Origin of the sequence: Methylocystis sp., from assembly GCF_051062815.1 — a bacterium.
In the GTDB taxonomy this organism is placed as follows: domain Bacteria; phylum Pseudomonadota; class Alphaproteobacteria; order Rhizobiales; family Beijerinckiaceae; genus Methylocystis.
Window position 1 is genome coordinate 17,578 of the sequence record NZ_JBPFDU010000095.1, and the last position, 19,385, is coordinate 36,962.

24 protein-coding genes and 1 tRNA gene are annotated in these 19,385 nt (G+C 62.6%); 14 read left to right on the top strand and 11 right to left on the bottom strand.

What is annotated here, in order from left to right:
• Positions 1–13 precede the first annotated feature (13 nt).
• A complete protein-coding gene (gene nadA / locus ACR65W_RS19705) occupies positions 14–1,114 on the bottom strand; it encodes a quinolinate synthase NadA (protein ID WP_434499259.1) in 1,101 nt (366 codons plus the stop codon).
• Positions 1,115–1,357: 243 nt separating this feature from the next.
• Between nadA and ACR65W_RS19710 the strand changes: the two genes are divergently transcribed.
• Both ACR65W_RS19710 and ACR65W_RS19715 read left to right on the top strand, forming a co-directional pair.
• Positions 1,358–2,308: an aspartate carbamoyltransferase catalytic subunit gene (locus ACR65W_RS19710; protein ID WP_434499260.1), complete on the top strand. Its 951-nt coding sequence runs from the start codon at positions 1,358–1,360 to the stop codon at positions 2,306–2,308.
• A 35-nt stretch (positions 2,309–2,343) separates the two neighbouring features.
• Positions 2,344–2,754 (top strand): hypothetical protein, encoded by a 411-nt coding sequence (locus ACR65W_RS19715; RefSeq protein ID WP_434499261.1) that lies wholly within the window; start codon positions 2,344–2,346, stop codon positions 2,752–2,754.
• A gap of 159 nt (positions 2,755–2,913) precedes the next feature.
• Here the strand turns inward: ACR65W_RS19715 and cysK are convergent, their stop codons facing one another.
• Positions 2,914–3,897 (bottom strand): cysteine synthase A, encoded by a 984-nt coding sequence (gene cysK / locus ACR65W_RS19720; RefSeq protein WP_434499262.1) that lies wholly within the window; start codon positions 3,895–3,897, stop codon positions 2,914–2,916.
• Positions 3,898–3,927: 30 nt separating this feature from the next.
• Positions 3,928–4,731, bottom strand: coding sequence for a sulfite exporter TauE/SafE family protein (locus tag ACR65W_RS19725; RefSeq protein ID WP_434499263.1), 804 nt, complete (start codon positions 4,729–4,731; stop codon positions 3,928–3,930).
• 169 nt (positions 4,732–4,900) lie between these two features.
• Here ACR65W_RS19725 and ACR65W_RS19730 point away from each other — a divergent pair, with 169 nt between their 5' ends.
• From ACR65W_RS19730 to ACR65W_RS19750, 5 genes are all read left to right on the top strand, one after another.
• Positions 4,901–5,383 (top strand): RrF2 family transcriptional regulator, encoded by a 483-nt coding sequence (locus ACR65W_RS19730; RefSeq protein WP_434499264.1) that lies wholly within the window; start codon positions 4,901–4,903, stop codon positions 5,381–5,383.
• Positions 5,384–5,459: 76 nt separating this feature from the next.
• Entirely contained in the window at positions 5,460–6,164 is a 705-nt protein-coding gene (locus ACR65W_RS19735) for a protein-L-isoaspartate O-methyltransferase family protein (protein WP_434499265.1), read from the top strand.
• Between the two features lie 114 nt (positions 6,165–6,278).
• The gene (locus tag ACR65W_RS19740; protein WP_434499266.1) at positions 6,279–7,748 is read left to right on the top strand and encodes a TolC family outer membrane protein; all 1,470 of its coding nucleotides are present in this window, start codon (positions 6,279–6,281) and stop codon (positions 7,746–7,748) included.
• A 207-nt stretch (positions 7,749–7,955) separates the two neighbouring features.
• A complete protein-coding gene (locus tag ACR65W_RS19745) occupies positions 7,956–8,555 on the top strand; it encodes a PopZ family protein (RefSeq protein WP_434499267.1) in 600 nt (199 codons plus the stop codon).
• 105 nt (positions 8,556–8,660) lie between these two features.
• Positions 8,661–8,921, top strand: coding sequence for an FtsB family cell division protein (locus tag ACR65W_RS19750; RefSeq protein WP_434499268.1), 261 nt, complete (start codon positions 8,661–8,663; stop codon positions 8,919–8,921).
• On the opposite strand, the gene ACR65W_RS19755 is transcribed toward ACR65W_RS19750, so the two are convergent.
• The 5 genes from ACR65W_RS19755 to ACR65W_RS19775 all read right to left on the bottom strand — a co-directional run bounded on the left by ACR65W_RS19755 (position 8,918) and on the right by ACR65W_RS19775 (position 11,775).
• The gene (locus tag ACR65W_RS19755) at positions 8,918–9,841 is read right to left on the bottom strand and encodes an MBL fold metallo-hydrolase (protein WP_434499269.1); all 924 of its coding nucleotides are present in this window, start codon (positions 9,839–9,841) and stop codon (positions 8,918–8,920) included. The genes ACR65W_RS19750 and ACR65W_RS19755 overlap by 4 nt on opposite strands.
• 75 nt (positions 9,842–9,916) lie before the next feature.
• Positions 9,917–10,399, bottom strand: a complete 483-nt coding sequence (locus tag ACR65W_RS19760) for an SH3 domain-containing protein (protein WP_434499270.1) — start codon at positions 10,397–10,399, stop codon at positions 9,917–9,919.
• A 340-nt stretch (positions 10,400–10,739) separates the two neighbouring features.
• On the bottom strand, positions 10,740–10,958 hold the full coding sequence (locus ACR65W_RS19765) for a hypothetical protein (RefSeq protein ID WP_232366152.1): 219 nt from the start codon (positions 10,956–10,958) through the stop codon (positions 10,740–10,742).
• Positions 10,959–11,124: 166 nt separating this feature from the next.
• Entirely contained in the window at positions 11,125–11,559 is a 435-nt protein-coding gene (locus tag ACR65W_RS19770) for a universal stress protein (RefSeq protein ID WP_434499271.1), read from the bottom strand.
• Positions 11,560–11,699: 140 nt separating this feature from the next.
• Positions 11,700–11,775, bottom strand: a tRNA-Ala gene (locus ACR65W_RS19775).
• A gap of 175 nt (positions 11,776–11,950) precedes the next feature.
• Between ACR65W_RS19775 and ACR65W_RS19780 the strand changes: the two genes are divergently transcribed.
• From ACR65W_RS19780 to ACR65W_RS19805, 6 genes are all read left to right on the top strand, one after another.
• Positions 11,951–12,247 (top strand): YggT family protein, encoded by a 297-nt coding sequence (locus tag ACR65W_RS19780; protein ID WP_434494988.1) that lies wholly within the window; start codon positions 11,951–11,953, stop codon positions 12,245–12,247.
• Positions 12,240–12,584, top strand: a complete 345-nt coding sequence (locus ACR65W_RS19785) for a DUF167 family protein (RefSeq protein ID WP_434499272.1) — start codon at positions 12,240–12,242, stop codon at positions 12,582–12,584. Before ACR65W_RS19780 ends, ACR65W_RS19785 begins: the two co-directional genes overlap by 8 nt.
• Positions 12,585–12,587: 3 nt before the next feature.
• The gene (locus ACR65W_RS19790) at positions 12,588–13,646 is read left to right on the top strand and encodes a MaoC family dehydratase (protein WP_434499273.1); all 1,059 of its coding nucleotides are present in this window, start codon (positions 12,588–12,590) and stop codon (positions 13,644–13,646) included.
• Positions 13,647–13,694: 48 nt separating this feature from the next.
• Entirely contained in the window at positions 13,695–14,111 is a 417-nt protein-coding gene (locus tag ACR65W_RS19795; RefSeq protein ID WP_434499274.1) for a PRC-barrel domain-containing protein, read from the top strand.
• Between the two features lie 77 nt (positions 14,112–14,188).
• Positions 14,189–14,608, top strand: coding sequence for a PRC-barrel domain-containing protein (locus tag ACR65W_RS19800; RefSeq protein WP_434494992.1), 420 nt, complete (start codon positions 14,189–14,191; stop codon positions 14,606–14,608).
• Between the two features lie 146 nt (positions 14,609–14,754).
• Positions 14,755–15,222 carry a PRC-barrel domain-containing protein gene (locus ACR65W_RS19805; protein ID WP_434499275.1) on the top strand — a complete coding sequence of 156 codons (468 nt, stop codon included), beginning with the start codon at positions 14,755–14,757 and terminating at the stop codon, positions 15,220–15,222.
• Positions 15,223–15,326: 104 nt separating this feature from the next.
• Here the strand turns inward: ACR65W_RS19805 and ACR65W_RS19810 are convergent, their stop codons facing one another.
• The 3 genes from ACR65W_RS19810 to ACR65W_RS19820 form a co-directional block, all read right to left on the bottom strand.
• A complete protein-coding gene (locus ACR65W_RS19810; protein WP_434499276.1) occupies positions 15,327–16,832 on the bottom strand; it encodes a replicative DNA helicase in 1,506 nt (501 codons plus the stop codon).
• A gap of 268 nt (positions 16,833–17,100) precedes the next feature.
• Positions 17,101–17,664 carry a 50S ribosomal protein L9 gene (rplI, locus tag ACR65W_RS19815; RefSeq protein ID WP_029651279.1) on the bottom strand — a complete coding sequence of 188 codons (564 nt, stop codon included), beginning with the start codon at positions 17,662–17,664 and terminating at the stop codon, positions 17,101–17,103.
• Between the two features lie 52 nt (positions 17,665–17,716).
• Positions 17,717–18,703 (bottom strand): DUF2232 domain-containing protein, encoded by a 987-nt coding sequence (locus ACR65W_RS19820; protein ID WP_434499277.1) that lies wholly within the window; start codon positions 18,701–18,703, stop codon positions 17,717–17,719.
• Between the two features lie 257 nt (positions 18,704–18,960).
• On the opposite strand from ACR65W_RS19820, the gene ACR65W_RS19825 reads away from it, so the two are divergent.
• Entirely contained in the window at positions 18,961–19,341 is a 381-nt protein-coding gene (locus ACR65W_RS19825; protein WP_434499278.1) for a copper resistance CopC family protein, read from the top strand.
• The last annotated feature ends 44 nt before the right edge of the window (positions 19,342–19,385 follow it).

Here is a 19,385-nt window from a genome sequence, read left to right on the forward strand (position 1 = left end):
AGCGGCCCGCAGTCTAGCCTAGATCGATCATCCGTTGCACGCTTCGGCGCGCGCGCTCGGCCACTGCGGGATCAACGGTCACTTCTTCGCGGACGTAAAGCAGGCTGTCGAGGATTTTCGGCAGCGTGATGCGCTTCATATGCGGGCAGAAGTTGCACGGCCGCACGAATTCGACGTCCGGCGTTTCGGCGGCGACATTGTCGGCCATCGAGCATTCGGTGACGAGCAGCACGCGGGCCGGCTTCCGGCTGCGCACAAAATCGATCATCGCCGCCGTCGAGCCGGCGAAATCCGAAACCTCGATCACCTCGCGTGGACATTCCGGATGCGCGAGCACCTGCACGCCGGGATGATCGGCGCGATAATTCTCGATCTCTTCGGCGGTGAAGCGCTCATGCACCTCGCAGGCGCCGCTCCAGGCGATGATCTTCACTTTCGTCTGCGCGGCGACATTCTGCGCCAGATAGCGGTCGGGAACCATGATCACGCGCTCGGCGCCGAGGCTCTCGACGACCTTTACCGCGTTCGACGAGGTGCAGCAGATGTCGACCTCGGCTTTCACATCGGCTGAGGTGTTGACATAGGCGACGATGGGAACGCCGGGATATTGCTTGCGCAGCGCGCGCACGTCCGCGCCGGTAATCGACTCCGCAAGCGAGCAGCCCGCCTTCAGGTCGGGAGTGAGCACGACCTTGTTCGGATTGAGCAGCTTCGAGGTTTCGGCCATGAAATGCACGCCGCCCTGAACGATGATGTCGGCGTCGGAATTCGCGGCAAGCTTGGCGAGCTGCAGGCTGTCGCCGATGTGATCGGCGACGCAATGGTAGATCTCCGGCGTCATGTAGTTGTGCGCAAGGATCGTGGCGTTGCGCACATGTTTGAGATCGTTGATCGCCTTCACGTAAGGGGCGTGGAACGGCCATTCGACGGGCGGAATGACGCGCGCCACGCGCTCGTAAAGATGCGCGGTCGCGGCCTGGACCTCGGGCGTCCATTCCAGAGCGGGGCGGGGAAGGGCCGGAAAGCGGCCGCGAGGGCCAACGCCAAGGGCGCGTGCCGGAGGCTCGCGCCTCGCGCTCGGCGCGCTTCGAACGTCGCTGGTCAGGAGTGTCATTGTTTGGCGCCTCACGCTTATACTCAGATTGAGTATAAGTAGCCCCCAATAAATCTCCGAGACGGATCCCCGCTCGGAGCGCTCAAGCTTCCAAGACTAAGCCGCGGACGAGGATCCCGCAACTTCGTCGCGCAAGACATGTGCTCGGCACGAGTATATGTCAAGGGAAGGACGGGCCAGGGACGGCGCTGCGCTTCCGCGGATGACGCTTTCGGCGCGGGTCAAAGCTGCTATAGACGGCGCATGCAATCAGGGGCGACGCCAGCTTCTTTCCCGCACCGGCACCTTCTCGGCATCGAAGGGCTGTCTCGTCCCGACATCGTCACCCTCCTCGACATGGCCGAGGAGGCGATCGAAGTGTCGCGGCGGGTCGACAAGAAGCGTTCGAGTTTGCGCGGGCGGACGCAAATCAATCTGTTTTACGAATCGTCAACGCGCACCCAGGCGTCCTTCGAGATCGCCGGCAAACGTCTGGGCGCGGACGTGATGAACATGTCGGTCGCCCGCTCCTCGGAGTCGAAAGGCGAGACGCTGATCGACACGGCGGTGACGCTCAACGCGATGCGGCCGGATATCATCGTCGTTCGCCATGCGCATGCAGGCGCGGCGCATCTTCTGGCGCGAAAGGTCGACTGTTCCGTCGTCAACGCCGGTGACGGCGCGCATGAACATCCCACTCAGGCGCTGCTCGACGCGCTGACGATCAGGCGGAACAAGGGCCGCATCGAGGGGCTGACGATCGCGATTTGCGGCGACATTCTCCATTCGCGCGTCGCCCGCTCAAACATTCTGCTGCTTGGCGCGCTTGGCGCCCGGGTGCGCGTCGTCGGGCCTTCGACGCTTGCGCCGGACAGTCTTTCGCGGCTGGGCGTCGAGGTGTTTCACGACATGAGACGCGGACTTGAGGCCGCTGACATCGTCATGATGCTGCGCCTTCAGCGCGAGCGCATGGCCGGCGCGCTGACGCCAAGCGCCCGCGAATATTTTCACTTCTTCGGGCTCGACGAAGAGAAGCTGGCCTATGCGGCGCCCGATGCGTTGGTGATGCATCCCGGGCCGATGAATCGCGGCGTGGAAATCGACACCGCCGTCGCCGACAGCGCGCGCTCGCTTATTCGCGAACAGGTCGAGATGGGCGTTGCGGTGCGCATGGCGGTGCTCGAAGCGCTCGCGCAGCACCTGCCAAATGTGTAAGCTTCTCCAAAATCAATGATCGTAGGGGAGTAGAAATGATCAAGCTCATCCGCTTTGTTGGGCTCATCATGCAGTCAATCTTGATCGAGTTTTTACACGTCTTCGGCCTCGTGGCGTTTCTTCTCGCCGCAGCGCTCGGGTATTTTCGGCTGCCGTCCTGGCTCGTGCCAATCGTCGGCATTATCTGTGGAATCATCGCCGACAAATTCATTGACCAGACCGAAGTCGTCAGTCTTCTCGAACGGGCGGCGTCCGCCAATCAGCGCGGCGGCTTCCTGGTGATCGTCTACATCGTCATTGTCGCCGTCGGCTATGTCGCAGGCGCTTATGCGCGCGCGACGGTGCATCGCCGCAAGATCGCGCAGGCGACGCCGCGTCAGGCGGCTCAGCAGCCGCAGGCGGCGAACCCGGCGGCCAAGCAGCCGCAAAAGCGCAAGCGCAGCTGACCGCCATAGAGCAGGCTCCGAAAAAGCTGACAGACTTTTTCGATGAGAACCTGCTCCAAGATTTTGCTTTTGAGCGATTCCTTATCGATCACATGATTCCACGTGATCGGGAAACGCTCCAGGCTTGAGGAACGCGCGCCGATTTTCGGCGCGTTTCCGTCACAGCCCTTCGAACAGCGCCGTCGAAAGATAGCGTTCGGCGAAGGACGGGATGATCAAAACGATATTCTTTCCCTCGGCCTCGGGCCGGCTGGCGATCTCCAAGGCGGCGGCGACGGCGGCGCCCGATGAGATGCCGCCGGGAATTCCCTCCAGCCGAGCGAGCAACCGCGCCGTCTCGAACGCCGTTTGATTGCCGATGGTGATGATCTCGTCGATCACGCTGCGATCGAGAATGGGCGGCACGAAGCCCGCGCCGATGCCCTGAATCTTGTGCGGACCGGGCGGTCGTCCCGAAAGCACGGCCGAATCTTCAGGCTCCACGGCCACGACGCGCACGCCGGGTCGGCGCGCCTTGAGCGCCTGGCCGACGCCGGTGATCGTGCCGCCAGTGCCGACGCCCGAGACGAAATAGTCGACCTCGCCATTCGTGTCGTTCCAGATTTCCTCGGCCGTCGTTGCGCGGTGAATCTCGGGGTTGGCTGGATTCTCGAACTGCTGGGGAATGACGGCGCCGGGATTCTCGGCGGCAAGTTCCGTGGCCTTGGCGAGCGCGCCCTTCATGCCCTGCGACGCCGGGGTGAGCACCAGCTCGGCGCCGAGCAGCGCCAGCATCTTGCGCCGCTCGATCGACATGGATTCAGGCATGACAAGAATAAGTCGATAGCCGCGCGCGGCGGCGACGAAGGCGAGCGCGATGCCGGTATTGCCGGAGGTCGGCTCGATCAGAACTGATTTCCCGGGCGTTATCGTGCCGCTCTTTTCGAGCGTCTCGATCATGCTCACGCCGATTCGGTCCTTGACGCTCGCGATCGGGTTGAAGAATTCAAGTTTGGCGAGGAGATTCGCCTTTACGCCGCGCTCCCGCGCGAACCGATCGAGCCGGACGAGCGGCGTATCGCCGATCGTCTGTGTGATGGAATCATAGATTCGGCCTCGGCCAGGTTTGGCCGGCGGCGTGAAGCTCGGTGCTGCCTGCGACATGTTTCGCCCCCAGGGAAAGAAGAATGAGATCTAGATTGAGAGTTTGATTCCGACCAGAGCCATGACGCTCGCAAGAGCCGGCCGCAAATAGCGGTCGGGAACCCGAGTAGCGAAATGGGCGCCAATGGCGATGCCTGGAAGAGACCCGATGAGGAGCGAAAGAAGCAGCAACCAGTCGACGCCGCCCATCAGCCAGTGCCCGAAGCCGGCAATCAGCGTCAGCGGCACGGCGTGGGCGATATCGGAGCCGATAAGACGCGCCGTTGGCGTGTGCGAATACAGCGCCAGCAGCACGGTCATGCCGATCGCCCCGGCGCCGACTGAAGAGATCGAGACCAGCACGCCAAGAAGAACGCCGAGAATCGCCGTCAGCCACAGCAAGCGCCGATCGCTCATGTCGTTCGTGTGTTTCGCGATGTGATCGAGGATCCACCGCCGGAAAAGAATCGAGAAGGCGGTCAGCAACAGCGCGAATCCAAGCGCCGAGGTGATGAGCCCATTGGCCGCATGGCCGCCGGACTTGCCGAGCCAAGAGAGGACGAGAAGACTCGCGACGCTCGCGGGCACGCTGCCATAGGCCAGCCGGCGGGTGATGCGCCAGTCGACGGTGCCGTGCAGGGCGTGAACGAGCGTGCCATTCGTCTTGGTTACGGCGGCGTAAAGCAGGTCGGTGCCAACGGCGGTCGTCGGGGGCACGCCGAAAACCAGCATCAGGATCGGCGTCATTAGCGAGCCGCCGCCGACGCCCGTGAATCCGACAAGCGCGCCTACGAAGAAGCCAGAAGCGGAGTAGAGAAGATTGATCGCGCTGAGCGCGTCCAACAAGGCGGGCATTTCTTTCTTTCGTCGGCGGTGCTAATTTTACTCTATAAATCTAGTCAACTTTGTCAATTCTGCCGGGCGCCAGATTTTGGGAAAAGGTGAACATGCCGGTCGACTGCAGTAGTATGCCGGCGCAAAAGGGCGTCCGGTTCGGACCTGGGCCCTAAAGGTCATAACGGGAATGCTGACAAAAAAAGCTAAGTATGGCCTCAAGGCCATGGTTCACTTGGCGGGGGTGCGGCCCGGAGAAACCGCATTGGTCGCGGATATCGCCGCCTCGAACCAAATTCCGAAGAAATTTCTCGACGCCATTTTGGGCGAACTGCGCAACGCTGGCTTCGTCCATTCGAAAAAAGGCAAGGGCGGCGGCTATATGTTGGCGCGGCCGCCTTCGGAGATAGGCGTCGGCAATATTGTGCGCGCGCTCGACGGACCGCTGGCGCCCATCCAATGCGCAAGTAAAACCGTCTACCGTCGTTGCGACGACTGCGCGGACGAGACGCGATGCGCGGTTCGCCTGGTCATGCTGCGGGCGCGAGAGGCGATCGCCGAAGTGCTCGACAAGACGTCGCTTGAGCAGATGCGCGGATTGGGCGAAAGCGGCGACGGCGTCCGGCAGCTCGTCGGCGGGAAAGCTGCGCGCCAAGCCATGGACATGGCGTGAGTCGGCGCCTATAAACGCCGGCGCGGTTCCGCGCCGCAGCATCTCCTCCAAGGGGCCGGCTAAGGCCGGAAAGCGAATGTTGGACAGGGTGGCGCAAGTGACGAAGACGGGCGAGGCGACAGCGACTTTGCGCCACACCATGGTCGAGCGCCAGCTTCGTCCGTTCGATGTGACCGATGTGCCGTTGCTTGAGCGCTTCCTCGAGACGCCGCGCGAGATTTTCCTGCCGGATTCGCTCGCCTCGCTCGCCTATTCGGATCTGGCGATCTCGGTGAAGGGCGCCAGCGGACGCAAACGCAACCTGCTGCCGCCGCTCGTGCTGGCCCGGATGCTTCAAAGCGCCGACGTCAGAGCGAAGGATAGAGTGCTCGATATTGGGGGCGTGGGGTATTCGTCCGCACTGCTCTCTGGCCTCGCCGACGAGGTTGTCGCGCTGGAATGCGATTCCGGTCTTGCCGCCTGCGCCAAGGCTGGCCTCGCGGCATTGGGCTGCGAAAACGTGCGATTCGAGCTGGGGCCTTTGGAAAAGGGCTTTGCAGGCGGCGCCCCTTACGATGTCATCATAATTCAAGGCCGCGTTCAGGCAGGACTCGAGGCGTTGTTCGAACAGCTGACGCCCGATGGTCGGCTGCTGGCGATCGTCACGCCGGAGCCGCGCGCCGGCCAGCAGGTCGTGCGCTTCGAGCGCCAGGACGGCCGCGCAGCGGGCGAACTGCCGTTGTTCTCGGCGACGGCGCCGGTGCTCGATGGATTCGAACAGACGCCAGCCTTCAACCTCTAGCGCCGCCATTTCGCCTCAATCGCGTTCCTAGCGTTGCGTTCGGGTGTCATCGTTGAGACTGATCGCCGCCGTAGAGTGGCGCGCATGTCGACGCGCGAGGATAGGTTGAGGACAATGAGAATTGACGGGTTTGGCCTCGGGTGGCGGCGGTCGGCCAACGTCCTGTCCTGCGCGTCCGCCGCACTGGCGCTTGCAGCGGTGGCTCTTTCGCCGGGCCGGGCCTCTGCGGAGAGCCTTCTGTCAGCTCTGGCGCGGGCCTATTACGGCAATCCGGATCTCAACCAGAGTCGCGCCAATGTGCGGGTGCGGGACGAGGACGCGCCGAAAGCCAAGGCGGGGCTCCGGCCGAAGGCCAGCATTACGGCTCAGTACGGCGCGCAATACGCCGCGATCAAGATTCCCTTTGGCGGCAGCAGCAGCCAACAGTCCGGCGCCGCGGCCGGCGCGAGCGGCGATTTTCAGGACACCTACGTGGGCTACCCACGCGGCGCGACTCTGAACATGTCGCAGACGATTTTCGACGGTTTCCGCACGGAAAATTCCGTGCGTCAGGCGGAATCGGGGGTCTTTGCGGCGCGCTCGACGATGCGCCTGACCGAACAGGCGACCCTTCAGAACGGCGCAACCGCCTACATGAACGTGCTGCGCGACACGGCGGTGGTGTCGCTGCGCAAAAACAATATTTCGGTGCTTGAGGAACAGCTCAAGCAGAGCCGCGATCGTTTCCAAGTTGGCGAAGTGACTCGAACCGACGTCTCCCAGGCGGAAGCCTCGGTCGCGCTGGCGCGTTCGGAGTTCTATGCCGCGCAGGCGCAGCTCAAGAACAGCATGGCGAACTACCGCCAGATCATCGGCGCTGAACCAAAACGCCTTGAGCCGGGGCGCAGCCTTGAGCCATTATTGCCCAAGTCGCTGGAGCAGGCGATCGCCATCGCATTGGTGGAGCATCCCGGCGTGACCGCGGCCTTTCACCAGGTGGACGCGGCGGCGCTCGCGGTGAAGGTCGCGGAAAGCGCGCTGGCGCCGAATCTCTCCGTCAACGGCCAGGTGTCAAATCAATATGACTCTTTTCTCGGATTGCCGGGATCGAAACAGTTCACTGCATCAGCGATAGCGCAGTTGAATGTCCCGCTCTATCAGGGCGGCGCCGAATATGCCTCAATTCGTCAAGCCAAGGAGCAACTCGGCCAGGCGCGGCTTAATGCCGATGTTCAGCGCGAGAGCGTCCGCGCAAGCGTCGTTTCGAGCTACGGACTCCTGGACACCGCGAAGGCGTCAATCATCTCGGGACAGGCGGCGGTGAAGGCGGCGGAGACCGCGCTCGCCGGGGTGCGCGAAGAGGCCAAAGTCGGGCAACGTACGACGCTCGATGTGTTGAACGCGCAGCAGTCGCTGCTGAACGCCAGGGTCAACCTCGTGACGTCGCAGCGCGATCGCGTCGTCGCCTCTTATGCGGCGCTGGGGTCGATCGGACGCTTGTCGGCGCAAGAACTCAACCTCGCGGTCGCGCTTTATGATCCGAGCGTTCATCTCAATCAGGTGCAAGACCTGTGGTTCGGTCTCGACACGCCCGACGGCCGATAAGAATTTCACGAATGCGGGTGACATCATAGCGCGAAAAGTGTGGAATTCGTTCGGGCCAAGTTGATTCGCGGGTGTAGCGCGGTCAGAGATCCGGTCCACCCTCATGCGCGGCCTTTCCGCGCAAAGCGGCAGAACTCCATGAGCGCAGCGAACGCATCCGCCCCGTCGCATTCGTTGCAGGACGAAGCGCGCGCGAACGAGCCGTCTATGGAGGAAATTCTCGCTTCCATCCGTCGCATCATCGCCGATGACGACAGCCTGCCGGGCGCGCGTCGCGATGATCGCCGGCGTGCGCGCGATATTGACGCGGCGCGTAGCGCCTATCCGGCGCCGGTGCTCGAGCGACGCGAGGACGAACCGCCGTTGTCGCTCATTGACGACGACCTCGACGAGATCGAGGAAGCAAGGGACGTTCGGCTCGTGTATGTCGCCGGCGACGCTCCTCAGGAGACGGGACCCGAACTGACGGAAGCCGAAGAATCATCGGAGATTGAACGCGTGGTTGAGCGCCAGGAGCCGGGCATAGAGATCTGCGATGTTGCGCCGGTCAGGGATAGGGCGTTGCTTTCAGACGACTCCGCTGCGACGGTCGCGTCGAAATTTCAAGCGCTCGCCGCTGGCGTAGCGTTCAGCGAGAGCGACATTCTCGACCGATGCGCAAGAGAGATGCTGCAGCCGATGCTGCAGCAATGGCTCGAGGCGAATCTGCCTGCGCTCGTGGAGCAGCTGGTGCGCGCCGAAATCGAGCGGCTGGCGCGGCCTGCAAACCGCCTGGCGGCCTCGGCGCGCAAATCGAGTCAGCCTTAACGACGCTTTAAACGGGTCGAAGCTATCCTCGCGGTCATGCATCGGCTCCGAGTCCTGATTCATACGCTCGTGTTCCCGCTCAGCCTCTACACAGTGGCTGGCGTCATGGCCGCCTATTTCATCTGGCACGGCGTTAACGGCCAGCGCGGGCTGAAGATCGGCGAAGAATACGAGCAGCAGCTCGAGCAGTTGCGTCTGGAGCGCAACCTGCTCAAGCTTCAACGCATGCACTGGGAAAGCCGCCTGGCGCTCATCAAGGGTGAAACCGTGGACGCCGACATCCTCGAGGAGGAGGCGCGCAAGCGACTGGGGCGGGCGCACAACAACGACGTCGTGATCTTTTTGCCGGCGGCGGGCGCGCCCTAACCTCGGCGCGGCGAGAAACGCGCCTGCAAGACCGGATGCCCCGCGCAGTCGACGAGGCCGCGCGAGATCAGATCTTCGAGATGGGCGAGGGCGGTCATCGCCGCCGCGAGGTGGAGACGTTTGTCGACGCCCTCGTAAATATGCGCGACGATCTCAGCGATCGTTTCGTCCCCCAATTCGAGACGCTGAAGAATGGCGGCCTCGCGCGCGCGCCGGTGATGAAGCAAGGCGCGCAGAAAACGCTGGGGATCGTGCACCGGTTCGCCGTGCCCCGGCCAGTAGATGCGGTCACCGCGCCCGCGCAGCTGTTCGACCGACGCCATATAGGCGCCCATGGAGCCGTCCGGCGGCGCGATCACGGTGGTCGCCCAGGCCATCACATGGTCGCCGGTGAAGAGCGCCTGCTCCTTCGCGAGCCCGAAGCAGAGATGGTTCGCCGTATGACCCGGCGTCGCCAGGGCCACAAGCGAAGCGTCGCCGATTTCGAGCGCATCGCCGTCTCTCAGCACGATATCCGGCGCGTAGGTCGGATCGTGGGCTGCGTCGAGGTTGGGGGCGCCGAGGCGTTGCGACTCGCTGGGCATGTAGGGAGCGCAGCCGGCGATGATTGCGCCCGTCGCCTCCCTCAAGGCGCGCGCCGCCGGCGAGTGATCGCGATGCGTATGGGTCACCAGCACGTAACGCAGTCTTTCGCCGCCGATGCTTGCAAGCAGCGCCTCGACATGACGCGGGTCGTCAGGTCCTGGGTCGATGATCGCCACATCGCCATTTCCGACGATATAGCTGCATGTTCCCGTGTAGGTGAACGGGCCGGGATTTGGCGCGACCACGCGCCGCGTCAGCGGCGAGACGCGCGCCGAAACGGCTTTGTGTGTTCCGGCTCGAATGACGGCGCCCTCATCGCAGCCGAGGGGCCGCACGGCATCATACGGCGTCGGAGGCGCGCTCGAAAGAGCGGCGCGGCGGTGGGACCTTCCAGCGCCGCGCCGCGCCGATTACATCGGGAAAAGAGAGTTCTGACGCTGCAGTTCGGATTGCAGAGCGTAGCCCTTTTTTCCGCCGTAGTTCACCTTGCACCAGGTCGTCTCGCCCCAGCCATAAACGCAGGAGCCGATGTTGACCGTTGTGTTCTCCGGGATGCTGCCGAGGATCTTGTAGTTGACCCCCGGGCCTTTGTAGATGGCGACGTCGTTGTTGGTGGTCACCGGCGCGACGACGACATTGCGGCCTTGCGTGCCGAGCACGCCCGCAGCCACGAAGCCTTTCACGTTCCCCGCCTGAATCTGGCACCAGTCGCGTTTCCAGCCGCCACCACAATCGAGCACTGTGACGTCCACGCCGGCGGGCAGCTGGCCAATGACGGGCCACTTCGGGCTGGGGCCGGACCGGACGTTCGCGGCGCTGGTCAGCGGGCTGGCGAAAGCGGAAGCGCCGAACAGAACGGCAGCCGCTGCAGCGAATCCGATAATTTTCTTCATCTCTATCCTCCCCAGATAAAAACTGGGCCGACACCAAGGCCCGGTTCCGAGGACTAACGAAACCGGAGCGAAACGGTTCCGCCCAAGGCCGCAGTCCTCGAAATCACTCATATTCCTATGCCTGGCTTTAGCAAAGCGAAAGGCCGAGCCGGCCGCCGATCAAATTCCATTAGAGTTATCAAGAACGTTCGGGGCAGAGGCAAAAGCCGGCGCGCGAAAAAGAAGCGGCTTAGCCTCCCGGTTAAGGGAGACTCAGCCGCCAAGTTTTTCACGCGCGAACTCGAAACGCACGCTTCCGTGCCGGACGCGCGTGCGCGCGACGCCCGGCGCGAAATTCTGTTCAGTCGAACACCGCGCCCAGCGCGACGCCAAGCAGGCCGATGACGACCGCCGCCGGCAGGATGGCGTAACCGCCCATCAGCAGCGCGCCGATCGTGCCGCCGATTGCCGCGGCGATTGCGCCGCCGACGATCTTGCCGGTGTAGCTCTCAGGTTTTTCCGTCGCCGAACCGCCGGCGTTCTGCATCGCCTCTTTCGACATGGCATCCTCGCGAGACATTACTGATCGCCGCATCGACGCGTCGGTAGCAAAATCATGTGAGAGCGTGATGAGAGTTTCGTGAAGGCCGCGTCACCGAGGCGCCATTTTAGGTTCACATCGCGCGAGGCGTCGCCGCGGTCGCGAATGGCGAATCCGAACCAGCGCCGCGGAAGCTATAGCGGATTTATGGCGCCGCGCCGCGCACCACCAGCACCGAACATTGCGCGTGATTGACGATGGTCGATGCGTTGGAGCCGATGAGAAAACGGTCCATGCCCGGCCGATGCGAGCACAGCACGATGAGATCGGCGCCCCATTCCTCGGCCTCGGCCAAGACTTTCTGATAGACCGGACCAAACAGCAGCGTCGTGGACACGCGTTCCGGCGCGCGGTCGATCTTGGCGGCGACCGCCGCTATTTCCTTCTCCAAGCCGCAACGAACCTGAACGGTGAAATTTTCAGGCACGTAGTCGAGAAACGAGATGGGCAGGAGCGATTGCACGTTGACGACGCGCATATCGCTGTCGAAGGCCTTCGCCAATTCCTGTGCGACGGAGATCGCCCGGTCGGTCATCTCAGGTTCGGTGATATCGATCGGCAGGAGAATTTTGCGATACATCGGCGCGCTCCGGGAAATTCTCTCACCGGATATGGCGCGGGACCCGCTCGAGACAATGAGGCGGCCGAGCGCCGTGCGTCTCGCGGATGACGATGGCCTTGCGCGGCAAGAGCGAGCCCTTCGCATGGCTTTTGAGCGGCTGGTGGAGCTGCGGGGAATCGAACCCCGGACCTCTGCAGTGCGATTGCAGCGCTCTCCCATCTGAGCTACAGCCCCGCTCCGGCGCGTGGGGTACACGGGGGGCGATATCCTGTCAATCGGGTTGGCGCGCCGGCGCGCCGCCAAGCGCTCGCCCTCGCGGTTTCTTGTTGAATGAGGGGGACGGCCAAGGATTGCCGCGGCGCGGCAGGGAGGCTAGACAGGGCGGAACCTCATCCGCTGGAAGCCGGTCATGTCCTACGCAATGGTCAAACTTCTTCTCACGATCATCGATATTTATTGGTGGATTCTGCTCGCCACGGTGATCGTGTCCTGGCTCACCGCCTTCGACGTCATCAATATGCGCTCGAACGTCGCCTATTCGATCTGGAAATGGCTGAACGCCATGACCGAGCCGCTGCTTGGCCCAATCCGCTCGGTGCTGCCCAGCGTTGGCGGCCTCGACATCTCTCCGCTCATTCTGCTGCTGCTCATGCAATTCCTGCGCGATCTCATCGCCAACAGCGCCAGCGCCTACGCGCTTGGGTGACGGAGGCGCGGAGAAAGCATCCTCCGCCTGGGCGATCGAATCGGGGGGCGTCGCGCTTTACGTGCGCCTGACGCCAAAGGGCGGACGCGACGCCGTCGAAGGCGTGCAGACTCTCGCCGACGGCCGCAGCGTCCTGAAGGCGCGGGTGCGCGCCGCGCCGGAGAACGGCCGGGCGAATGCGGCGCTGATCGCGCTGATCGCCGCGACGCTAAGCACCCCTAAAAGCGCGGTTTCGATTCGCGCCGGCGCGACCAGCCGCGTCAAAACAGTTTTCGTTGCGGGCGCGCCCGCGCTTTTTCTCGACGCGCTGGCGAAGCTGGCGCCAACAAACGGTTAGGACATGAGCAAGTCGAAGATCAACGTCGGCAATTTCTTCGAGGACTTCAAAATCGGCCAGGTCATTCGCCACGCGGCGCCGCGTACGGTCACGGTCGGCGAGGTCGCTCTGTATACGGCGCTGTATTTGCCGCGCTTCGCCGTGCAGTCCTCGACCGCCTTCGCGCAGGCGATCGGCTATGAGCGCGCGCCGATCGACGATCTGCTCGTCTTTCATCTCGTGCTCGGCAAGACCGTGCCCGACGTCTCGCTCAACGCCATCGCCAATCTCGGCTACGCCGATTTCAAGTTTCTGATCCCCGTCTATCCGGGCGACACGCTGTCGGCGACCTCGGAGGTCATCGGCCTTAAGGAGAATTCCAACAAGGAAACCGGCGTCGTCTATGTGCGCACGACGGGCGCCAATCAACGCGGCGAGACCGTGCTGAGCTATGCGCGCTGGGTGATGGTGAAAAAGCGCGACAGGGACGCCCCTGTGGGACCGGAGATCGTGCCCGATCTGCCGAAGTCCGTCGCCCCTTCCGAACTTGGCAAGGCCGCGCCGCCGATCAATGTCGCCGCCTATGACAAGGCGCTCGCCGGCTCCCGCTATATTTGGGGGGATTACGAACAGGGCGAGAAAATCGACCATATCGACGGCATGACGGTCGAGGAGGCGGAGCACCAACTCGCGACTCGGCTCTACCAGAACAACTCGAAAGTTCATTTCAATCAATACTATGAGGCGCAGGGCCGGTTCGGCAAGCGCATCATCTACGGCGGCCACGTGATTTCCCTCGCCCGGGCGCTGTCCTTCAACGGCCTGGAGAACGTCTTCCATATCTCGGCCGTGAACGGCGGACGCCACGTCAACCCGCTGTTCGCCGGGGGCACGGTCTTCGCCTGGTCGGAGGTTCTGGAGAAGGCGGAGATTCCCGGGCGCCAGGATATCGGCGCTTTGCGCCTGCGGCTCGTCGCGACGAAGGACAAGCCCTGCGCCGATTTTCCGCTCCACGGCGCTGACGGCAAGCCCGATCCGGCGGTGCTGCTTGATCTTGATTATTGGGGCGTGCTGCCGCGATGAATCAGCTATGATCGCGGTCGTATCAGGGATGTTGGGGAGATTGGTCGAATGAATAGAACTTTGCTTGTTGCGCTCTCATTCTGCATGGCCATCGCCGTCGCCCATCCTGTCCGCGCGGAAACCGCGGCGCCGGACAGCAAGGTCGTCGTGCCTCTGGAATCGTTGCCGCGTTATGGCTCGCTGGTTTCCGCTTGGTACAAAAAGCCGGTCTACGATTTGAACGATAAGAAGGTCGGCGTGATTACCGACATGCTGTTTTCAGGCGGCGAGATCAACGCCGTCATGCTCGACGTCGGCGGCTTTCTCGGCATCGGCGCGAAGCATGTCGCCATTCCGGCCAACGACATCACGGTCACAGAAAAGAACAACAAGACTTGGCTGACCATCAATACGACGAAGGACATCGTGAAGAAGGCGACCGGCTACAAATATGATGCGGCCGAACACGCCTGGAAGGCGAAGTAGCAAGGGCGCCGCGCCGTGAAAGTTTCGCGCGGCGGCGCGCAGTCCGGCTGCCGCTCGTTCCAAAAAGGATTTTTCTCATGCTGAAACGCGTCATCGTCGCAGCCTCGCTCGCTCTTGCCGCTTTCGCGCCGCTGCCGGCTGGCGCGCAGGGGGCTCAAACCGAAACCGATGTGGTCGTGCCGCTCGAAAGGTTGCCGGTCTATGGTTCGGTGGTCTCCGCCTGGTACAAGCAGCCGGTCTATGATCCCAATGAAAAGAAGCTCGGCTCGATTGCGGACATGCTGTTTTCCGCCGACGGCTCCATAAACGCCGTGATGCTGAACGTCGGCGGCTTTCTCGGCATCGGCGTGAAGCATATTGCGATTCCTGTATCCGCGATCACCATTACTCAGAAGAACAACAAGACCTGGCTCACGCTCAATACGACGAAGGAGCTGCTGAAGAAGGCCCTCGCGTATAAGTTCGACAAGGCCACCGGTCTGTGGGACCCGATTTGATCGGCTGATCTGTTTCAGACGCGCGCGGCGGCCGGTCGTCCGTTGGATAACTGCCGCGAAGCTTGGAACATCGGTCTCCGATGCCTGTTCTAGGCGCACACGAACGGCCGTTCGTTGTGGCGCTAACAACATGTACGGAGACAGCCATGCTCAGGTCCTATGTCCTCGCCGGCGCGCTGATCGCGACGCTGTCAGGCGCGGCTTTGGCCGAACAGATGATGAATCGCACGACGGACCGCCCGTCCGGCGCCATGGAACGTTCGACCACGGGAACGACTGGCGCGCCGCAATTTCTGACCGCGCTTCCTCAGAACGCGCTGCTCGTCTCGAACATCCACGAGCAGAACATTTACGATCAGCAGGAGAACAAGATCGGCGAAGTCAAGGATCTGGTGGTGGATCGCAGCGGCAAGATCAGCGCCGCCATCATTTCGGTGGGTGGGTTCCTTGGCATTGGCCAAAAGGACGTTGCGGTCGCCTTCAGCGACATCAAGGCCACTGAGCGCAACAACAAATGGTGGCTGACCATGAACGCCACCAAGGACGATCTGAAGAATGCGACGGGCTTCCGGTTCGATAAGAACAAGGGGCTTTGGACCCTCGGCAGCAAGTAAACTCCTCGATCTGTTTTGATGCTAAAGCAGGTTCCGAAAAAGTTGACTGACTTTTTCGATGAGAACCTGTCGCGCGGTAGGCCTCGCCGCATGGCGGCGAGGCCTTACATGCGCGCCGGCAGCTTGTCTTCGTCCGCGAGATTCGAAAAGCGCGTCACTTCCGCCTCGAAGGCGAGTTGCACCGTTCCCGTCGGACCGTGACGCTGCTTGCCGATGATCGCTTCGGCGCGGCCATGGGCGCGTTCCATCTCGGCCATCCATTGGATGTGTTCTTCGGTGCCTTCGCGCGGCTCGCGATTGCGCAGATAATATTCTTCGCGGTACACGAAGATGACGACGTCGGCGTCCTGCTCGATCGAGCCTGACTCGCGCAGATCGGAAAGCTGCGGCCGCTTGTCGTCGCGGTTCTCCACTTGGCGCGAGAGCTGCGACAGCGCGATGATCGGCACATTGAGCTCTTTGGAAAGAGCCTTGAGGCCGGTCGTGATTTCCGTGAGTTCCTGCACGCGATTTTCATTGCGGGAACGCGATCCGGCGAGCAGTTGCAGATAGTCCACGACGAGCAGGTCCAGGCCTCTCTGCCGTTTGAGGCGCCGCGCCCGCGCGGTGAGCTGCGCGATGGAGATGCCGCCGCTCTGATCGATGTAGAAGGGAATGCTTTGCATTTCCCGCGCGGCGTCGGCGATGCGGCGAAAATCGTCCTCATTGATGTCGCCGCGGCGAATCTTATAGCTCGGCACGCCAGACTGCTCGGCGATGACGCGCGTCGCCAATTGTTCGGCCGACATTTCCAAAGAGAAGAAGCCGACGATGCCGCCGTTGATCGTCTTATGCGTTCCGTCGGGCTCAGCTTCGAATTGATAGGCGCGCGCGACATTGAAGGCGATGTTCGTGGCGAGAGCGGTCTTGCCCATGCCCGGTCGCCCGGCGACGATGATGAGGTCGGATTTTTGCAAACCGCCCATCTTTTCGTCGAGATCGAGCAGGCCTGTGGCGACGCCGGACAGATGCCCGTCGCGCATATAGGCGCTGCTCGCCATATCGAGCGCCGTGGTGAGCGCTTCGGCAAATCGCTGAAAGCCGCCGTCGTAGCGACCTGTCTCGGCGATCGAATAGAGCTGCCGTTCGGCTTCTTCGATCTGCGCGCGCGGCGGCGAATCGATCGGCGAATCATAGGCGGTGTTGACGATATCCTGCCCGATGACGATGAGATCCCGGCGAACCGCGAGATCGTGAACGGTGCGGCCATAGTCTTCGGCGTTGATGATCGTCGTCGCCTCGGCGGCGAGGCGGGCCAGATAGGCCTGGATCGTCACGCCGGCCGGCAGTTCGATCTCGGCGAGAAACGTCTTCAGCGTCACGACGGTCGCGAGCTTGCCGGCGCGAATGAGTTGCGCCGCAATTTCAAAGATGCGCCGGTGCAAGTCCTCGGAAAAATGCTCGGGCTTCAGGAAGTCCGAGACTCTGTCGAACGCGTCATTGTTGACGAGAATTGCGCCGAGCAGGGCTTGCTCGGCCTCGATATTATGCGGAGGCGCGCGATAGGCAGGCGCGTCCGGCTGCGCGACCTGAAACGCGCGCCGGCCCGCCAATTGTTCGATTGGTGGCATCGATGATCGGACTTGTTTGAGACTGTTCCGGGCTGCGAACGCGACGCGCGAGCCTGAGACGCCGTTAACAATACATTAACGCGTCGGCGCCGCCATAGCCTTTTGTCCGCCGCGGCGAGAAGCGAGTCTTTTCCACATGGTGAAAAAGATTCGTTCAGCGCGTGTCCGACTCTTCTTGCATTTAAAAGAGAATCAGAGATGGGCCCGGGAAAACGAAACCGGCGGCCGAAGGGCCGCCGGCGATGGACGCGTGCGCGCTTACGGGAGCTTACATCTCGACGTCGCCGGCTTCCGCCAGAGCCGCGCCGACCTCCAGGCCGAGATCGTCCATCGACGTCTCTTCCCTGATCGTAGCGCTTTCGCCGCGCGCCTGCCGCTCGGCCTCTTCTTCCGAACGGGCCACGTTGATCGTGATCTTCACATCGACTTCCGGATGCAGATGCACGGGCGTCTGATGAAGGCCGAGAGTCTTGATGGGGTGCACCAGGACGATCTGATCGCGATTGACCGAGAAGCCGCCCGCGGTCGCCGCCTCGGCGATATCTCGCGCCGAAACCGAGCCATAGAGCTGGCCGCTCTCGCCCGCCTGACGAATGATGTTGAAGCTTTGTCCGTTGAGCTTTTCGGCGACGGCTTCGGCTTCTTTCTTAGCCTCGAGATTGCGCGCCTCGATCTGCGCCCGCTGGGTCTCGAAATGCTTCTTGTTGTTTTCCGTCGCGCGCAGCGCCTTGCCGCGCGCCAGCAGGAAATTGCGGGCGTAGCCGTCGCGCACGCGCACGGTCTCGCCCATCTGGCCGAGCTTGGCCACGCGTTCCAGCAGAATGACGTCCATCTTTGCTACTTCTCCGAGATTGCGGGCTATGTCGAGAAAAACCGGGCGAAAGTCAATCCGGTTTTTGCATCGCGGTGGGCCCGGCGTCCGTCTTTCGGACGCGATAGTTGAAGATCAGGTCGGCGACGCCGAGTGCGGCGAAAAACAGGAGAGGCCACCCCAAAAATCCGAGGGTGAAATAGATGATCGCCAGCACCAGGGCGCTGGAGCGCGAACCGCGCAGGTAGATATGCGCCACGGCGAGCCCTTGAAACGCAAGCAGCAACCCCATGGTCGTCGTCAGCACCAATCCAATCGCGCCGGCGAGGCCCTGGAAGAAGATCAGCGCGATTCCGCTCAGAAAGAGGCCGCCCACCGGCTTAGGCAGGCGGAATTCATTGGCGATGTCCGGCCAAGGGCGGCTGAGCAGCTTGGACGCTTGCGCAATCCTTGCGGCGAGCCACAAATTGATGACGTGGATCAGCAGACCATAGCCGGCGAGAAAGGCGGGGACGGCGCGCGCGACGGACCCGGAAAGCGTCGTCGGATCGATCTTATCGCCAAGGTCGCGCTCTTTCACCATAATGTCGAGCAGGATGAAGGCGCGCGCCCGGATCGGATTCAGCGCTTCATCGAGAGATCCGAACGCGAGGGTGGCGACGATCAGCCAGAGAATGATCGCCGTCGCCAGAAAGGTCGCAGGCGCGAGCGCCGCCCAGCCCGGCAGATTACGCGTCAGCCTGTCCCGGCCGCCGCGGGGCGCGCCAAGCGCCGCATAGACGGCGGACCAGGCCGGCGCCGCGATCAGCAGAGCATATCCCATGCCGATCACCGGATGCGGCCAGAAGGTCAGGATGATCGTTGCGAGTATCGCCGCCGTCGCCCCGTGGATCAGGCCAAAGGAGAAGGCGACGATCATGATCGGCAGGGGCGCAAGATGCGCTAAGAGGAGCCCGCCAAAGCCGCCGCGCGCGACGACGGCGAAGATCACGGCCGCTGCGACGCCGCCGAGAATCGACACCGCGAAATTCGGCCAGGAGAGGGCGTTCTTGTCGGCCAAGATTGGGTTCCGCTGACGGCGCGTCGCGCATTTGGCGCATGACGCAAAGGGCGCCGCCCGGCGGGCCGTCGACGCTCATGCGTTTTAGGAGGTCGCAGCCCAAAGGGCAAGGCGGCGCAGCCTTTGGCGAATTCTACGCAAAATTCCTGTCGCCGCGCCGCGCCTTTTGCGTGCGCTTGCGCTCGAACAAATCGCGCGTCGGAAAGTTATTTCTCCAGACATCGAGGCGGGCGTTTAGCCGGTCGGGAGATAGACGAATGAAGCTCATTAGATGCGCTTGGGCGGCGGTCCTTGCCGCGGGGCTGGGCTTGTGCTCCGCGACGGCCGGGCTGGCTCATCATCAGTTCCTCGTCGAGTCGTTCCCGGCATCGAGGCAGCGGGTCGTTAAGCCTGTGCGTCAGATTAGGCTGGTGTTTGAAGGGAAGGCGGACGCCGTCATCTCAACGATCACGCTCAAGAGCAGAAACGGCCTGGTGATCGCCAAAGCGACCCAGAAACAAGCCTCCAAAGAGTTGATCCTCGACACGCCGGTTCTGCAGCCCGGACTTTATGAGGTCGACTACCGTGTGCTGGCGACGGATGGCGCGATCGTCGAGGGCGCGTTTCCCTTCATCGTCGAGCCTTCGCTCTCCGCCTGAGCAGGTTCCGAAAAAGTTGACAGACTTTTTCGATGAGAACCTGC

Bases quoted from the DNA above. Each gene is read 5' to 3' on its own strand.
- ACR65W_RS19790 (WP_434499273.1), top strand. From the start codon at position 12,588: ATGAGCAAGTCGAAGATCAACGTCGGCAATTTCTTCGAGGACTTCAAA.
- ACR65W_RS19770 (WP_434499271.1), bottom strand. From the start codon at position 11,559: ATGTATCGCAAAATTCTCCTGCCGATCGATATCACCGAACCTGAGATG.
- ACR65W_RS19715 (WP_434499261.1), top strand. From the start codon at position 2,344: ATGATCAAGCTCATCCGCTTTGTTGGGCTCATCATGCAGTCAATCTTG.
- rplI (WP_029651279.1), bottom strand. From the start codon at position 17,664: ATGGACGTCATTCTGCTGGAACGCGTGGCCAAGCTCGGCCAGATGGGC.
- ACR65W_RS19810 (WP_434499276.1), bottom strand. From the start codon at position 16,832: ATGCCACCAATCGAACAATTGGCGGGCCGGCGCGCGTTTCAGGTCGCG.
- ACR65W_RS19825 (WP_434499278.1), top strand. From the start codon at position 18,961: ATGAAGCTCATTAGATGCGCTTGGGCGGCGGTCCTTGCCGCGGGGCTG.
- ACR65W_RS19725 (WP_434499263.1), bottom strand. From the start codon at position 4,731: ATGCCCGCCTTGTTGGACGCGCTCAGCGCGATCAATCTTCTCTACTCC.
- ACR65W_RS19745 (WP_434499267.1), top strand. From the start codon at position 7,956: ATGGAGGAAATTCTCGCTTCCATCCGTCGCATCATCGCCGATGACGAC.
- cysK (WP_434499262.1), bottom strand. From the start codon at position 3,897: ATGTCGCAGGCAGCACCGAGCTTCACGCCGCCGGCCAAACCTGGCCGA.
- nadA (WP_434499259.1), bottom strand. From the start codon at position 1,114: ATGACACTCCTGACCAGCGACGTTCGAAGCGCGCCGAGCGCGAGGCGC.
- ACR65W_RS19805 (WP_434499275.1), top strand. From the start codon at position 14,755: ATGCTCAGGTCCTATGTCCTCGCCGGCGCGCTGATCGCGACGCTGTCA.
- ACR65W_RS19780 (WP_434494988.1), top strand. From the start codon at position 11,951: ATGTCCTACGCAATGGTCAAACTTCTTCTCACGATCATCGATATTTAT.
- ACR65W_RS19710 (WP_434499260.1), top strand. From the start codon at position 1,358: ATGCAATCAGGGGCGACGCCAGCTTCTTTCCCGCACCGGCACCTTCTC.
- ACR65W_RS19740 (WP_434499266.1), top strand. From the start codon at position 6,279: ATGAGAATTGACGGGTTTGGCCTCGGGTGGCGGCGGTCGGCCAACGTC.
- ACR65W_RS19795 (WP_434499274.1), top strand. From the start codon at position 13,695: ATGAATAGAACTTTGCTTGTTGCGCTCTCATTCTGCATGGCCATCGCC.
- ACR65W_RS19730 (WP_434499264.1), top strand. From the start codon at position 4,901: ATGCTGACAAAAAAAGCTAAGTATGGCCTCAAGGCCATGGTTCACTTG.
- ACR65W_RS19800 (WP_434494992.1), top strand. From the start codon at position 14,189: ATGCTGAAACGCGTCATCGTCGCAGCCTCGCTCGCTCTTGCCGCTTTC.
- ACR65W_RS19750 (WP_434499268.1), top strand. From the start codon at position 8,661: ATGGCCGCCTATTTCATCTGGCACGGCGTTAACGGCCAGCGCGGGCTG.
- ACR65W_RS19765 (WP_232366152.1), bottom strand. From the start codon at position 10,958: ATGTCTCGCGAGGATGCCATGTCGAAAGAGGCGATGCAGAACGCCGGC.
- ACR65W_RS19735 (WP_434499265.1), top strand. From the start codon at position 5,460: ATGTTGGACAGGGTGGCGCAAGTGACGAAGACGGGCGAGGCGACAGCG.
- ACR65W_RS19760 (WP_434499270.1), bottom strand. From the start codon at position 10,399: ATGAAGAAAATTATCGGATTCGCTGCAGCGGCTGCCGTTCTGTTCGGC.